General features: G+C 41.1%; 6 protein-coding genes. All 6 read left to right on the top strand.

Translation table 11 applies throughout. The annotated features are described in order from the left end of the window. The first annotated feature begins 36 nt into the window (after positions 1 to 36). From mads2 to mads8, 6 genes are read left to right on the top strand one after another with little or no spacing between them, the layout of a single operon-like run. A complete protein-coding gene (mads2, locus tag KUA50_RS09725; protein ID WP_218457017.1) occupies positions 37 to 2070 on the top strand; it encodes a methylation-associated defense system DNA methyltransferase MAD2 in 2034 nt (677 codons plus the stop codon). After that, positions 2067 to 3428 carry a methylation-associated defense system restriction endonuclease subunit S MAD5 gene (mads5, locus tag KUA50_RS09720; protein ID WP_218457018.1) on the top strand — a complete coding sequence of 454 codons (1362 nt, stop codon included), beginning with the start codon at positions 2067 to 2069 and terminating at the stop codon, positions 3426 to 3428. The genes mads2 and mads5 overlap by 4 nt, the downstream gene beginning before the upstream one ends. Further along, entirely contained in the window at positions 3413 to 4948 is a 1536-nt protein-coding gene (locus KUA50_RS09715) for an RNA-binding domain-containing protein (protein WP_218457019.1), read from the top strand. Before mads5 ends, KUA50_RS09715 begins: the two co-directional genes overlap by 16 nt. A 12-nt stretch (positions 4949 to 4960) precedes the next feature. Further along, positions 4961 to 9079 carry a methylation-associated defense system protein kinase MAD6 gene (gene mads6 / locus KUA50_RS09710; RefSeq protein WP_218457020.1) on the top strand — a complete coding sequence of 1373 codons (4119 nt, stop codon included), beginning with the start codon at positions 4961 to 4963 and terminating at the stop codon, positions 9077 to 9079. Positions 9080 to 9092: 13 nt separating this feature from the next. After that, a complete protein-coding gene (gene mads7, locus KUA50_RS09705) occupies positions 9093 to 10649 on the top strand; it encodes a methylation-associated defense system protein MAD7 (RefSeq protein ID WP_218457021.1) in 1557 nt (518 codons plus the stop codon). Beyond that, on the top strand, positions 10649 to 16117 hold the full coding sequence (gene mads8 / locus KUA50_RS09700; RefSeq protein ID WP_218457022.1) for a methylation-associated defense system ATP-binding protein MAD8: 5469 nt from the start codon (positions 10649 to 10651) through the stop codon (positions 16115 to 16117). The genes mads7 and mads8 overlap by 1 nt, the downstream gene beginning before the upstream one ends. The last annotated feature ends 2 nt before the right edge of the window (positions 16118 to 16119 follow it).

Raw genomic sequence — 16119 nt, 5'->3', positions numbered from 1 at the left:
AGTGCTTCGAATTAATTTATTAATTTCGCAAATAAAATGGCAACAGTAGAAAAAAACATAGAGACTTCTCATAATAACGAGATTGTTCTTGGTGAGAATGAAATGGTGTGTTCACTCACTAATCGTGTGGTGAAAGCCACAGAAAAAGAAATGACTTTGCAGTCGATGATTGCAATGATGACGGAAGAATATGGTTTCGCTTCTGAGGATATGGAGCGTGACTATAAGGTGAAGTATGAGGATGTTGATACTGGTAAGAACAAAACTCAAAAAGTGGATTTGGCCATCTTTAATGCTGGTCGTGCCCATGATGAAGATGAGCTAATCCGCTTTATCATTGTAGCAAAAAATGCCAAAGTGAAGCCAACTGATAAAAAGGCCGGTGTTGAGGCTACAACAGAAAATATTCTGAGTACTACAGATTGCGAGTTTGCCTGTTGGACAAACGGTGAAGACCTGCAATATGTACATGCCTTTGAAGATGATTTCGGACAGGTAACCTGTGAGGCCATTTCTGATTTCCCTGCCGAGGGACAGACACTTGAAGACCTTGAAAAACAAGGCGAAAGAGCTGTGCCACGCAAACCTGCCAATGAATCGCTTGTCAAGACCTTTAAGCGTTGTCATGATTATATCTATGGTAACGAGGGTATGAAGAAAACTGCCTTTTGGGAACTTCTCAACCTGATATTCTGCAAGCTCTATGACGAGAAACGTCGCTTCTCTGATGCAAGAGAGGGCAATAGTTATCGCCGTCGTTTTTGGGTGGGTGTGAAAGAACAGAATACTCCAGAAGGTCAGCATGCTGTTGCTGAGCGAATCAAGGGAATCTTCGAGGATTTGAAGGACAGTCATGTCTTTAAGGATGTGTTCGATGGCAGTGAGCAAATTACGCTCTCCGACCGTGGTCTTGCTTTTGTAGCAAGTGAACTGGCAAAGTATTCTTTCCTTGATGCTACGGTTGACGTGAAGGGTACAGCTTATGAAACCATTGTAAGCAACACGCTGAAGCAGGAGGCTGGTCAGTTCTTTACACCTCGTAATATTATCAAATGTATGGTTGAAATGCTTGATCCCGATCAGAATTGTCGTGTGCTCGACCCTGCTTGTGGTTCGGGTGGTTTCCTTGTGATGGTACTCGACCATGTGCGCCACAAGATAGCCCGTAATTTCTATCCGGAATTGGACGAGATGCACCTTGAAGCCAAACTGAACTCTGCTGAAGTGGATGATGCTGTTCGAGAGTATGCCGAGAAGATGATATTCGGTTTCGATTTCGACCCGGACTTGAAGAAGGCTGCACGTATGAATATGGTGATGGCCGGTGACGGACACTCAAATATCTATAACATCAACTCTCTGGATTATCCTTTTGGTAGCAAACCGGATGTTCCTCATATTGCTGAGGCTGTAAATGAAAGTATCAGTCACAGTGCCGACCGTGATTTCCATTTTGAAACTCCTGCAACAAACGCACAGGGCAAGTTTGATATGGTGTTTACGAACCCTCCGTTTGGTACGAAAGTAGAAGTAGATCAGGAGATTGCTGCGCGATATGAATTGAGCAGCAAGGCTCCAGAAGTACTTTTTATTGAGGCATGTTACAACTTCTTGAAGCCTGGCGGCAAAATGGCAATCGTATTGCCTGATGGTATTTTGGGCAATCCAAATACAGAGAGTGTACGTTTGTGGATTCTCCAGCATTTCAAACTCCTGGCAAGTGTGGATTTGCCAGTAGAGACATTCTTGCCACAGGTAGGTGTGCAGGCATCGCTCCTCTTCCTTCAGAAGAAGACGGATGCTGAAATGCTTGTGCCTATTGCAAATGAGGACTATGACGTATTTATGGCAATTGTAGAACAGGTAGGCAAAGATCGTCGTGGCGTTCCTGTATATGAAAAGGACGATGACGGAGCTGAAATTCTGTTTGAACATTATAAAAAATGGCTCACATACGCTGATAACGGACGTGAGGTAGTAAGACAACGTAGAGAACGTATCAAGCACTTGGCGGATGATCTACCGAAGGTGGCGAAGGCATATAAGGAGTTTAAGGAGGGAAAAGTATGAAATATAATGTTGTAAATACAAAAAACGTACATTCTACTCAAAGATTTGATCCCTCTTTTCATTTAAGTGATGCTATCACTCTTAGAGAAAAAGTTGAAAATGTACCTTTTGAGAAAGTGTCTATTGCGGATGCTACAGAAAATGTATTCCTTGGAAATATTTTTTCCCGCATTTTCGTAAAAGATGCAGAACATGGCATTCCTTATTTAGCAGCATCAGATACGGTATTGGCTAATTTGGACACAGGTAGATACTTGTCTAAAAAACAAGCATCTATTTTGTCGTATCTTATGCTGAAAAAAGATTGGATAGTTGTTACTTGTTCTGGAACTATAGGCAATGTTACATATACAAATTCTTCCTTTGAGAACCATATAGCAACTCACGATTTAATTAGAATTGTACCCAATGACGAAAAAAATCTTCGAGGCTATCTGTATGCTTTTTTAGCATCGAAATATGGATATAACCAACTTACTCAATCTCAGTTTGGCGGTGTAGTCAAACATATCAATGCCGAACATGTACGAAACATCAAAGTACCCTGTTTTGCCGAATTCTTCCAAGAAGAAGTAAATGACTTGGTACAAGAGGCGGCGAGATTAAGAGAGAATGCATCAGATGCGCTTGAATATGCGATTGGCTATTTTGACACATTGTTTCTTATGCCGTTTAAAGAAAGCTGTTTGGGTAAGGTGTCGTCTAAAGAGATTCTGACCTCTATAAATAAAAGATTTGAAGCTTCTTTTCATATATCTGAAGGTAAGGATATTGATAAATATATAAAAGAACATTATGAGTGGAAATCGTTAGGCGAAGTATGTTCAAATATTTCACGCCCAGACATATTCAAAAGATATTATGTTAAAAAAGGTATCACTTTCTTGGGGGGTGCAGACATATTCCTTGCTACTCCTGATAGTGAGAAACGCTTGTCTTCTAAAAAAACAGCAAATATAGAAGCTCTAATGATCAAAGAAGGTACTATACTATTGCCACGCTCTGGTACCATTGGTAATGTCGCTTGGGCGCATGCCGGACATGCTCAGAAGCTTGCTTCTGAGGATGTCATTCGGATAACTCCGAATGACATCCTCAGAGCAGGCTATGTATATGCTTTTCTGGCTTCTAAATATGGTAAGAAACTGATTCAAAGATATATCTTTGGCTCTGTAATACAGCATGTAGAGCCGCCACACCTTAAATTGATTCCTGTACCTATTATAGATAAAAAGGTTATGGATGATATTCATGATAAAGTTATGGTATATAGTTCTGCGATGGGAAAAGCCATAGAATATGAGCGCAAAGCCATCACCATGGTCGAGCAAGAAATAGAGAAGTGGAACAAGCATTAAATGATTGTATGATGACAGAAGATACTTTTAAAGACCTGTGTCTTTGTGGTGAGACCACTAAGGTACAGTTTAAGGAATCGTTTACTTCGCAGAAGGAAATAGCAAAAGAGATGATTGCCTTTGCCAATACCAAAGGTGGAGTAATCCTCTTTGGTGTGGAAGACAAATGTGGCAAGCTTGTAGGTCTGTCATACGATGAGATTCAGGTAATCAGTCGTGAACTTGGCAATGCTGCCAATGAGCAAGTGCGCCCAACTATCTATATTGAAACGGAGGTTGTGCGCATGGAAAAAAAGCATTTCCTGATATGTTCTGTCGAGGAAGGTAAAAACAAGCCTTACAAGAATCTCAACGGAGAAATTTGGGTGAAGCAAGGAGCCGACAAACGCCGCATTACAGAGAACTCGGAGATTCTTGCCCTGTTTCAAGACTCAGGCAGTTATCAACCAGATGCCGCAGGTGTGAATGGTACGACATTTGATGATCTTGACCGCTACGCCATTGACGATTACCTTCAGAAGGTTTATGCTACGACGTTAGACGGATTTGGAGGTAAGGCAGAGCAGGTGTTAAAGAATATACATATTCTTAACCATCATGGCGTACCGACACTTGCCGGATACCTGTTCTTTGGCAAACATCCAGAGTACAATTGTCCAACTTGCATGGTAAAAGCCGTATCATTTTTCGGAAATGATCTCGCAGGCACACAATATCGTGACTCCAAAGAAATATTGGGCAATATGTCGCAGCTTTACAACAAGAGCATGGCTTTTCTCAAAGCCAATCTGCACAATGTGCAGGAAGAAGGAGCATCGTTCAATACGTTAGGCAAGTTGGAGATAGCAGAAGAGGTTTTGGAAGAAGTTGTTCAGAATGCACTTGTGCATCGTGATCTGCTTCGTCCTGCTCCCATCCGCCTTTTCGTCTTTGACGACAGAGTGGAGGTAATCAGTCCTGGAGCTTTGGCTGGCGGACTAACAGAAGAGGATATACGCAATGGTAAGACCTACCAGCGTAATCCATATATGGCCACCTTTGCCACCAATGCCTTATATTATAAAGGTATAGGTTCGGGCATCGTCCGTATTCTTGCAGAATATCCTGATATTCGGTTGGAAAACGATGTAAACGGAAAAGAGTTTAAGGTAACAATACCGAGAACTATCCAAAAGAGCGATTCTACTACCCAAAAGGAGCAAATTGAGGATATAAGTACTACCCAAAAGGGAGAAAACGCTACCCAAAAGAGTGATTCTACTACCCAAAAGGAGCAATTTGAGGATATAAGTACTACCCAAAAGAGAGAAATCGCTACCCAAAAGAATTTGGATACTACCCAAAAGGAAGTATTGGAATACTTTAAAGGCAATCCTAAGGCAACCAGAGTAGATGCTGCTAATGCACTAGGTAATATTACGGAGGATGGAGTAAAATTCATTATAGCAAAATTACAGAAGAAAGGCTTGCTGAAACGTGTTGGCGGAAGAAAACACGGAGAGTGGCAGGTATTAATTTAAAAACAAAACAATATGGCACAATTAAGAAAACCCATACATGATGATGGACCTGTGAACGCTGGAGAACAGCGCTTGCTGGACTTTCTTTGTGTGAAACTGCCAGACAACTATATGGTCATTCCGAATCTCAATATCCCGATAACAGGTCCCAACCGAGTTATGAAATATTGGGAGTATGACTGTATTGTGGTAGCTCCGCATGCAGTTTATCACCTTGAGAACAAAGACTGGGCTGGCAATCTTGAAGGAGATGATTGGGCTTGGTTCCGTAGTGGTCAGGAGGTGGCTAATCCACATAAGACAGCAGGTCTTAAAAGTCGTATTCTTGCAAGTAAAATAAAAAATCAGCATCCAGATTGGCATTTCGGTCTGATTCAGACGGCTATAACTCTGAGTCATCCGCAGCAGTCTAAGTTCGGACTTGATCCTACCTGCGACTGTTACGGACAAACCTTTACCTTGGGTAATGAGCTTATTGATTTCTTGACCAATCCAGAGAGGGTAGGACGAAAAGCAGGGGCAATCCTCGATTTACAGAATCAATTGACCGATTTACTGACCGGTCAATCTGTAGAACGTCGCAAAACAGAACGTACGGAAATTTTCAACTATCAGATAGAGGAAGTACTTCAGGAAACGGAAGAATTTACAGAATATCTATGTGTGCCAAAGCTCATAGCCACAGCACATTATAAGATTCGTGAATATCCTCTTGATGTTGTAGGAAAGAGTCCGAAGGAACTGGAGGAACTTACGCTGAAGGTTCAGAATGCAAGTCTTGCCCAGGAGAAGATAGGTACGTCTCCATACATCGTTCAGACCATCTGTCGTATGAATGAGGAGCAGACTTACTATTATGAAATCAGCCGTTATCAGGATGAAAGTTCACTCCGCAGCAAACTGCGTTTGAAGACCTTTAAGCAGACAGATAAGATCAGTATTATCCTTGATGTGGCGCATGCATTAAAGGCTGCTCATCAGGAACAGGTATTCCATCGCAACGTTTGCCCGGAGAATATATATGTGTTTGAAGGTGGTAAGGCTGCTCTTGCCAACTTTGGCATGGCATGGTTTGTAGAACACTCTGACTTCAGCTTTACGGTGAAGAATGACATTGACATGAAATCTCCCTATTCAGCACCGGAATTTATGGAAAACGATGCCTGTGCAGGTAGTGATATATTCTCGTTGGGTGTCATCTTCTATGAGCTGATGGTCGGTAAAAAGCCATTTGATAGCAGCTTGATTTTCAGTGCAGTAATGGGAGGTAAACTGCCAGATGACCTGTTGCCAAGTAAGGTCTCAAAAGATTTGCCGGCATGGATGGATGAAATCGTGAAGCATACGATAGTGGCAAACTTAGACGAACGATGGCAAGATGCAGATGAGTTTATCACGTTTATCAATAACTCTATAGAAGAGGAAAAGAAGACAATCCAGACCGTTCATTCTACAACTGGTGGAAAAACAGAAGAGAAGAAAACCTGGTATCTGAAAGATATGAAGCCAGGAGTGAAGGTAACTCCTTCATTGACACTTCATGAAATACTGGGTAAGGGAGGCTTTGGACGTGTGTTCAAGGTATGGCATGATATGCAGAAGCAATATCTTGCCATCAAGATATTTGAGCGTGATGCATCGGTGGATAATGCTATTAACGAGTTTGAGGCATTGAAATCGCTTCATCATCCTAATATCGTTGAATTTAAATATATTGATAGAACTCAGCAAGGATTGTTCTATACCCTGATGGAACTTCTTGAAGGAGAAAACCTTCAGAACTATACCAGGGGTGACCTTCGTTTGCCTGTTGATGAGGTATATAAGATGGCTATCCAGATACTTGGAGCACTGAAATATATGCAGGAGGAGCAAAATCCGCCAGTTTATCACAGAGACATCAAGCCAAGTAATATCATGTGGCATAAGCGTCAACTTTATAAGCTGATAGATTTCAATATATCTACTACTACAGATGACAAGTCGTTTGGCGGTACATTTCCATATATGGCTCCAGACCTGATTGTAAGTGGCAATAAGATTGATTGGGACAAGTCTGCCGACACCTTTGCTTTGGGTATTACTATGTATGAACTGTTGGCTCATGCTTATCCATGGCCAGGTAGCAACATGCGTCCAAGTATTCATACATTGCCAACAGATATCCGTAAGTATAATGATAAGCTGACGGATGAAATAGCAGAGTTTGTGATGAAGTCTATCATAACAGATAGAACCAAGCGTTTTACTTCTGCAAAAGAGATGCTTGAAGCATTACAGAAGATTGGTGTTGACAGAATATTGAAGGATACTTCATGCATCCTCGATTCTCCTACGGTAAATGCAAATCCTGTTGACTATATTAATTCTCTATATAGTCAAAGTCGTCATGGCAATAGCGGTACTCGTGCTGGCTCAAAAGCTCATGCTTTTGATGATCTTACCTATTCTGAGACAAAGCTTGATAAGGAACTGATCAAGGATATCAAGAATCTGAAGTACAAGCTGATAATCATTACCGGTAATGCCGGAGACGGAAAGACCGCATTCATCCATAGAATTGAAAGTCAAGGTACAGACAAGAAGGCGTATGATTCGAACAATGGATCTTGTTTCTATCTCAATGGAGTGCGCTTTGAATCAAACTATGATGGTTCTCAGGATGAAGATGATAAGGCAAATGACGATGTGCTGGCAGAGTTCCTTGCTCCTTTTACAAATCAGACAGACTATACAAAGGCTACTGAGGGGCGTGTAATTGCCATTAACGAAGGTAGATTGGTTGATTTCCTTTCTACGAGACAGGAGTTTAAAAAGCTTCAAGACAACATTGAGGAGTACTTTTATAAAGAAGGACATGTAGAACTGCTTCCGGGATTAATGGTTATCAATTTGAACCTTCGCTCTGTAACTGCAAAGGATGGTCAGACTCCAAGTCTGTTGGCTCAGCAGGTTAAGAAACTTACTCGTCCGGAATTGTGGTCAAAGTGTGAAGGATGTCCGATAGCTGATCGATGCTATATCAAATATAATGTAGATACGTTCCAGGACAGCAGTGCTGGAGATGAGGTAATCAGCCGTCTTGAATGGTTGGTTAGAACCATCGTATATAAGCGTGAACTTCACATTACTATGCGTGATCTCCGCTCAATGATAGCATGGATGCTTACTCGTGACTACTCTTGTGATGAAGTAAAGCAGCTGGTAGAATATGTTCAGACAGAACGTATTCCAGAATACTATTGGCAATACTATTATTTTAATCTTACAGCGCCAGTAGAAAGAACTGTGGATGATTTCATACTTCCGTCACTTGACTCAAATGACCGTCTGGTTAAATTGCTCCGTGAAACTGATGTAGCTGGTGTTGCCCTGCCTGCATTCGACCGTGATCTCTATTACAGCAGTAAGCGCCCTGATGAATATCTGATATTCAGCGACAGAAAGCATAGTCTGCTGAATGATTTCAATGAAAATAATGTAATTATACCTGCATACGAAGTAAAGTCTGACGAAATAAGAATGAAGGTTACTAGTCGCCACAAGACTTTTGTGCGTCATCAGTATTTTGAGGGCACCATCGACTACCGCAGACGTTTGCCGTATCGTTATGCCAGCAAGTTTGAAGAGCAACTCCGTGTTGAAGATGAAAAATCACTGAACGAAACCAAGCAGGATCTGGCACGTGCCATCTCGGCAAGTGAAGGCTGTGACAATGTTCTGTTGACGGAGGGATATCTTCTGTTGGCAAGTTCTAATGTGGCTGATCCTATATCAAAGAGTTATCGCAGATTTCCTCTAGATGAGTTTGAACTGTTTGTGAATAAGACTGATCATTTGACAAAGTATATTGAGTATGAGAGTGACAGCTTGACTTTCCGTCACAAGATGGATAAATTCATCCAGTTGACAGTCAGTCTTGATCTTTATGAAATGTTGCAATATATTCGTGCAGGTTTCAGTCCTTCCGTTAACGATTTGCGTGGTCGTTTCATAGAACTTCAGATATTCAAGAACCTCTTGGAGGCAAAGACTTACTCGGAAATTCTCGTTACGAAGAATAACAGAAAATTCACCATAGTTCGTCTGGACAATAATAAGCATATAGTTATAGAACCTCTTAAAGCATAAGGAGAATACGATTATGATACTGAAATTAAAGAAAGGAACCGTCCCATTCTTGAATAAAGACTTGCTCTATGTGGATTTTAAGTCGGTAAAATTGGATCGTGTTCTTACCAATCTGTTTACTAAGATGTATGCAGGTGGACAGCCTGTATCGTTGGCGTTTAGAAAAGAGTACACCATCGATATACTTAAAGATAACTTGGAAAAATTAGAAGCCCAGGATGTTCTCAATGGTGTAACTGACAATCCTGATGGTGTAGAAGACTGGCTTCGTAGCTCATTGTTGGAACTGGTGAACCGTGGTAATGTTATCAAGGAACATGTATCTGCCTTGAAGCCGCTCCACCTGCTTAGTTTCCGTGTGCAGAACAGTAAATATTGTAGAGACTATCGTGCTTCCGACCAACTTTACCTGATGCTGAAGAGTAATCCAGAGGTAATGAATGGGTTAGTAAAATATCTGAGTAAGGGTTGGGATAAATCTTCTGGTGAGATTAATACGCAGGAGGAACTTGATGTAGATACTACAGGCATTCTCTACATAACCAAGCCATTGCGCGAACGCAAGAGTATGAACAAGGAGGTGGATGTCATTCCATTGCCATTGTTGAAGAAGCAGGCGGCCTTGTTTACAGATGACATCCGCAGACTGCTGATTTACAAGGATAAACTCCCGAGAGCCGTCTTCATCGATTATCTCAGAATCCTTTGCGGATTGCATCTGACACTTTATACCATGAAGGTTGTTTATCTTCTGCCTAAGATGATAGAGGCAGGCACTCGTGAGGTAGAGGATGACTGGTCTATGGTGGTAGATGTAACAGATAACTTGGATAGCATCGTAGCTCCATATGCTTGTAAGGACATAGAGCGTATGGAAAACAGCTATGGTAAGTATATTCGTGCTACTTATATGATTGACATCATACAGGATAGAAAATCCTGTAGCGTGGATGAGGCTCTCCGCATATTGAAAGAAGACAATGATAAGCAGGGTGAGTACTATGAAGTGAAACTCAAGGATATAGAGAATAATCTTCCTAACAGTGATGAAAAGGAGTTTGACAAAAACGACTTCCGTGAAATGCTGGAGTTCTTCCCTGAGAATGACTACTTTGATATGTTTGTACATGTTTTGGAGAAGTCAAACTTAGGAGCCAGCCAATATCGCTATCTTCGAGAGTTCATAGATGCAGTATCGATGAAGAACAGTTCTTCTATGCTGATGGCCGACAGCCGTTCTAAGCGCCATCCACGTCGAGGTGCTCTTGGAAGCAAGTTGCTGGAAACAATGGTTCAGCTTCTGGTGCTCAAAGAAAAACCGAATGGTGGTTACGAAACCCGTTCACTCTCTATCGATGAGTTGGCTAGTGCTATCCGTGAGCGTTACGGTCTCATCATCAATGGTATAGAAGACGAGCGCTTTGCTGATGCTGATGTAGAAATGAATGCAGCATTCCATCTGAATATGGAAGCTTTCAAGAACAAGTTGCGTCAGATTGGATTCTACACAGATATGAGCGATGCTTGTATCCTTCAAAAAATTCGTCCACGTTATAAATTGGAAGACTAATGGAAAATATTAAAACATTATATTATGAACGCTTTATTCAGCATGTCGTTGAAAGCTATTCGCCAAAGCTGAAAGCTGCCAAGCCTGGTCATTGCATGAAGATTACAGGCTTGGCGATGAAAGAACTGCGTGTATTGCTTCCACTGCTCCGTCCTTTGAATGGTAATATGGAAGTATTCATTCTTTCGGAAACAGAGAAGGGTGACGATTTTATACATGCAACGAAACTGATTGAGTTAAGAAACAATCCAGATAAGTCGGTATTGGTTCTTGTACCTTCAAACAGTCGTACATCAGCAGAAGACTCTTATGGTGATGCTACGTTCCAGAATCTTTCTGTGGCAAAACTCCAAGATACTTTCATGATGAAACTCATAGTTGAGTTGCCTGAGGAGAAAAAGTATTTATGGAAACAGATGACAGATTTGTTTGAAGAGATTAAGCCTTCAAGATCAGCGGTGGTAAAATATCTGCTTTATCTCGAAATAGAGCAGTATGCCGATGAAGCTTGGGGAAATGGGCTCTATCTGTTTGGTATGTTGCCAGATAAGGATCTTGTAAAAAACGAGGGATCTGTAAGAAGAAGATTCATGCTCAATAAAGAGAAGGTATCATCTGTGATGGCAGATTTTTCTATAACTGCAGCCGATAGAATTGCAAGTTTACCTCTGGTTAGAAATACCGTTCAGAAGGAATTAATGCAAGACTTTACGATGACAGATCATATAGAGGATGCACTGTCTCTTTTTGAGAATATCCATGATTTTCACCCAGAATTCAACTATGCAGAATTGCCATGGATTGATAAGGGTATTGAGGATAAGCCTATAAAGGTTAAGGTGGATATTGTTCCTGGAAAGGAACCAAAGAAAGAACTCGTTCGTGATGCTGATACGGGAACTTTGGTTTTGGGTATCCCACAGGAAAAGAAAGGTAAGGTATCATTTACCATCACTACAGATCCATCTCCAAAAGACTATCCTGATATCTTTTCTTTTGAGATCGCATTGGTGAAAATCGATGACTTCTCAGAAGTAGGGGTTTTGAAAAAGGCAAAGGTAGGAACCAATAAGCGTGCCTCCCGAAAACTTTCCTTGAATATATCTCATGGTATGTTTGAAGAAGGTGAATATCTGCTCCGTGTTCGTGCTCTTGACGAAAATGGAATCGTTCTTGATGCCTTGAAAGAATTTAAGGAAGAGCGAGTACAGGCTGCCTGGCTTGATGCTAAAGAGCAAAATCCAAATCTCCAGATGGAACAGTTTCGTTTGGAGCAGCATGTGGCGTATTGTAACGAATCAGAAAGTTTTACTATCACAGAAGATGATTTCATAGATGATGGTACTGTTGATAAGCGTGGAAAAGTAAACAGTTTTACTCAGGGTATCATACATTATCGCAGTACCCATCTCTATAAGGGTGAAGAGTTGGAACTCCCTCAGGGAGGAACGGATAGAAATGCTTGGATAGAGGGGTCTCTCAACAATACATACCAATTTGATTTTGGCGCAGCTTATGCTTATCAGATACAGTTGCCTAAGAAGCTGATTCAGCTTGAAACAACTTTCTTGCAGAATGATTCGGCTTTCGGACATGTGGAGGCTTTTCTTAGTGGAAATCCTACAGATACAAAACTCTTGGACCCAACTGACAAGGCAAGACAATTTCCATTGTTCGTCGAAGCAAAAGGATTGAATATTCCAAATGAACTTTCGGCATTGCGTGAGGAATTGTTTGCCGTGATTCGTGAATCTGCAGATCATGGAGCAGGTTTGGTATGTACTACTGATTTCACGACAAATATGGGTCTTGTAAAAGCATATCTGTCTGAATATGATACATGGTTGAGAAATGCGGGTGAACAGAATTTGAATGAAGAGCAATTTATTACTCTCCAGAATCTTGATACTGTTCGTCTCACTGTTGAGTTGCCAGATGGTTCAAATACCCATGTAAAACTCATCACACCACTTCATCCATTGCGTCTTGCCTGGATGGTAAATCTCTATGAGTTATATCAAGACTGGGAAGAAAAGACACTGGAGCACCCGTTGTATCGTAAGGCCTGGTATAGAAAATTGGATAAGTTATTCCTAGGTCTCTTGCCAATGGAAATTGCTCCGCTGATACTCTGTGAGAACTCTTTGAAAGAGGCATACCAATACATCGGAGAGATTACTTTCGGTTGGGGTGCATATGCACAACCTGCCTTTGGTCAGGAATCATTTGCTTCAGGTTACCGCCAGTTGAAATCATATACAGCAATGTTGCTGAATGTGGCTCGTGAGAAACGAATAGACAGCGATGTAAGTAAAGAGTTGGTTGTTCGTCATCTTTTCAATTACGGACTATCTCATCCTTATACAGATAAACTGGTTATCAACTTGTTCAATGCCGGTGATGCAGCGGTATTTGCACAGGCTCTTATTGAATTGGAGAAAATCGGTTTGGGAATAGGACTGACTTATGAAGTGCGTTTGTTCTCAGATAACAACATGTTGCAATCAGGTGAAGCCTTTAAGGATTTACTTGATCCTGATGCTGCTGGTGCTCCTGAGGCAGAGGTCTTCTCACAAGTTTCTGCTAATCGCTTGTTCCCAAAACTGCGCTTCTCGTTGAATAGGGTTAGCGATTTTATAGATGATCATAACAAGTATCAGGCACATCTGTCATTTCTGGTAAATCCATTTGCCGTCAATACCGAATTAGTACGTCCTGATGAATTGAGCCGTTCTTTCTATTTGAATGGTACGATTTGCAGAAATGTGGTTAATGCCGTAAAGGAAGGTAAGTCATTTGTTTGGAATCGCTATTTCTCAAATAAGACTTTGCCAAATCCGGTATCTGAGTCGGCAAATATGGAAGTCAGCCTGTTCGCTCGTCTGCAAGAGGCTACAGGTAAATTGCTTTCTTCAACGCTTGAAGAATCTGTTCCGGCAACAACTCTCCGCTTGAAGGAGAATGACATGATGCTTCTATCTTTCGTACATGACAGTAGCGACTGGGTAATCACCTTTGATAAGAATATGGGACCAGAGTTCTATGATCTTCCTTGTTTGGGTGATAATGATAATCTTTATCTCCTCGACTATATTCCAGGCGAGGAAGCAACAGGTGTGTCATCATATCTGACCACAAAGCCTACAAGCGAAATTGGAGCTCTGATGATACCTTTGTTCAAGGAATATGGTATTAATCTGGAAAAGTATGAGAATTTCAAGCAGATACTGGAAGATGTACGTTCTGTAAGTAGTTCGCTTATCATGCAGGTTAACGCAACTTCTCGTAAGGGATTTGAGGTTATAGGAACAACTTTGTGTAAACGCTTCTTAGAAAAGAAAGGTATTACCAAAGAGTCTTTCCTTATTCCGATTGACCTCCATAAGGAGCTGTTTGTGGACTTGGATAACGAAAATAAGGAGCGTGCAGATAATCTTGTTGTGAAAATTGATTCTGCAAAGAAAGAGATACTCTTTACAGTAGTTGAAATTAAGTGCCGCAATGCTCATTACAATATGGAAGAACTTCATGCTAAGATGGTTAATCAAATAGAAAATACCATCTTTGCCCTTCGTTCTCACTTTGAAATGGCCGTCGATGGGTACGACCGTCTCGATAGAGAGTTAAAGGTGCTTGAACTGAAGTCTTTTCTGGAGTTCTATATCCGCCGAGCAATGCGATATGGACAGTTGGATCCATTATATGCTCATGAATATTTGGAATTTCTGAGCAAATTGGCTGATGGATATACAATCCGTTTCAAGCAACTAGGAGTGGTTTTCGACTTTACCCAAATGGAACGTCAGAAGAAAGATTTCTATGGGGATGCTGTGATTTATACTATGGGCGAACCTGTGATAGGAGAAATTCTAAATACAGAAGGCTCTCTTGATACACAGGCACTTGAGGCTATGGACAAAGAATTTGTTGATTATTTTGAGCCTACATATAGTCCGGTGAATGTGCATGTGGATGATGCCATTCTTCTTCAGCAGAATCAGAATACTGAAGAATCTGAGCAAAATGATGAATGCGAGATTGTCATTCCGAAGAAAACAACAGTTACATCTGATGTAGAAACGCAACCGAGTTCTGAACATACGGCTGTTTCGTCAAATGAACAAAATGAACAGCCGTCAGTTTCGTTTACACCTGTAGAACAGTCTCATGTTGGGCAGTCTCAATCTGGGAATGGCAGTGCTGGTAATGTGACTATAGAAAATGTATCGCAAGAAATTTCGGATCCGGATTATCAAGAGCCAAATTGCGATGTAATCATAGGAAAAAATGGTGCTTCTCCTCAGTATGGTGTGCTGGGTAAGATGATTAGTAATGGGCGTGTCATAGGTCTGGATTTGAACGAGTGTAATACAGTTAGCTTGTTTGGTGTTCAGGGTGCCGGTAAGAGCTATACTATTGGTTCCATAACAGAGATGGTACTTCGTCAATTTTCCAAGGTGAATAAGCTGCCAGCTCCGATGGCAAGTGTCATATTCCACTATAGTGACAGTATGGATTATGCTCCAGAATTTACTTCTATGGTATATCCAAACGATGAGTCTGGTCAATTGGCTAAGCTGAAAGCAGAATATGGTGCAAAGCCAGGCAATATTAAGGATGTAATCTTATTGGCTCCTGAAAGCCAGGTTGAAACCAGAAAGTCGGAATATCCTGATCTTGAAGTCCATTCTATTGGCTTTGATTCTTCAGAATTGTCTGTTAAGGACTGGATGTTTTTACTTGGTGCTATGGGAAATGACTCTACTTATATAAAGGAGTTAAAGCAGATAATGAAGGCATGTCGTAATGATATGAGTTTAGTAAACATCCGAAATGGTGTGGCAAACAGTAATCACATGAGTTCTTCTCAGCGTTCTCTTGCAGAACAAAAACTTGATTTCGCTGAAGAATATATCACGGATGGAAATAAGTTGCAACAGTATTTGAAACCAGGAAGGCTTATCATTGTTGACTTGCGTGATGAATTCATTGAAAAAGATGAGGCTCTTGGGCTTTTTGTGGTAATGCTTAATATCTTCTCTTCAGTGATGAGGGTTGATGGCCAGGCATTCAACAAGTTTATCGTTTTTGATGAAGCTCACAAGTATATGAACAATAAGGAATTGGTTAGTTCTATAACAACAGCCATTCGTGAGATGCGTCATAAAGGAGTTTCTATCATGATTGCCAGTCAGGATCCAATGAGTCTTCCAACGGAGATTATAGAGCTAAGTTCTATTGTTGTTATGCATAGATTCAGTTCTCCTGCATGGGTAAAACATGTTCAAAAGGCAATAACTCCGCTCCAAACGCTTACTGCAACAGAAATGGCTGCACTTGGTTCTGGAGAAGCTTATCTGTGGGCAAACAAGGCTTCAGACAAAGCTATTACTCAACGTCCAATAAAGATAAGCATACGCCCTCGTGTAACAAAACATGGTGGTGATACGATTCAAGCGGTGAAGTAATA

The organism is Segatella hominis (assembly GCF_019249725.2).
Classification (GTDB): Bacteria; Bacteroidota; Bacteroidia; order Bacteroidales; family Bacteroidaceae; genus Prevotella.
This window is presented reverse-complemented; position numbering and strand designations above follow the sequence as displayed.

Bases quoted from the DNA above. Each gene is read 5' to 3' on its own strand.
- mads8 (WP_218457022.1), top strand. From the start codon at position 10,649: ATGGAAAATATTAAAACATTATATTATGAACGCTTTATTCAGCATGTC.
- mads6 (WP_218457020.1), top strand. From the start codon at position 4,961: ATGGCACAATTAAGAAAACCCATACATGATGATGGACCTGTGAACGCT.
- mads2 (WP_218457017.1), top strand. From the start codon at position 37: ATGGCAACAGTAGAAAAAAACATAGAGACTTCTCATAATAACGAGATT.
- mads7 (WP_218457021.1), top strand. From the start codon at position 9,093: ATGATACTGAAATTAAAGAAAGGAACCGTCCCATTCTTGAATAAAGAC.
- mads5 (WP_218457018.1), top strand. From the start codon at position 2,067: ATGAAATATAATGTTGTAAATACAAAAAACGTACATTCTACTCAAAGA.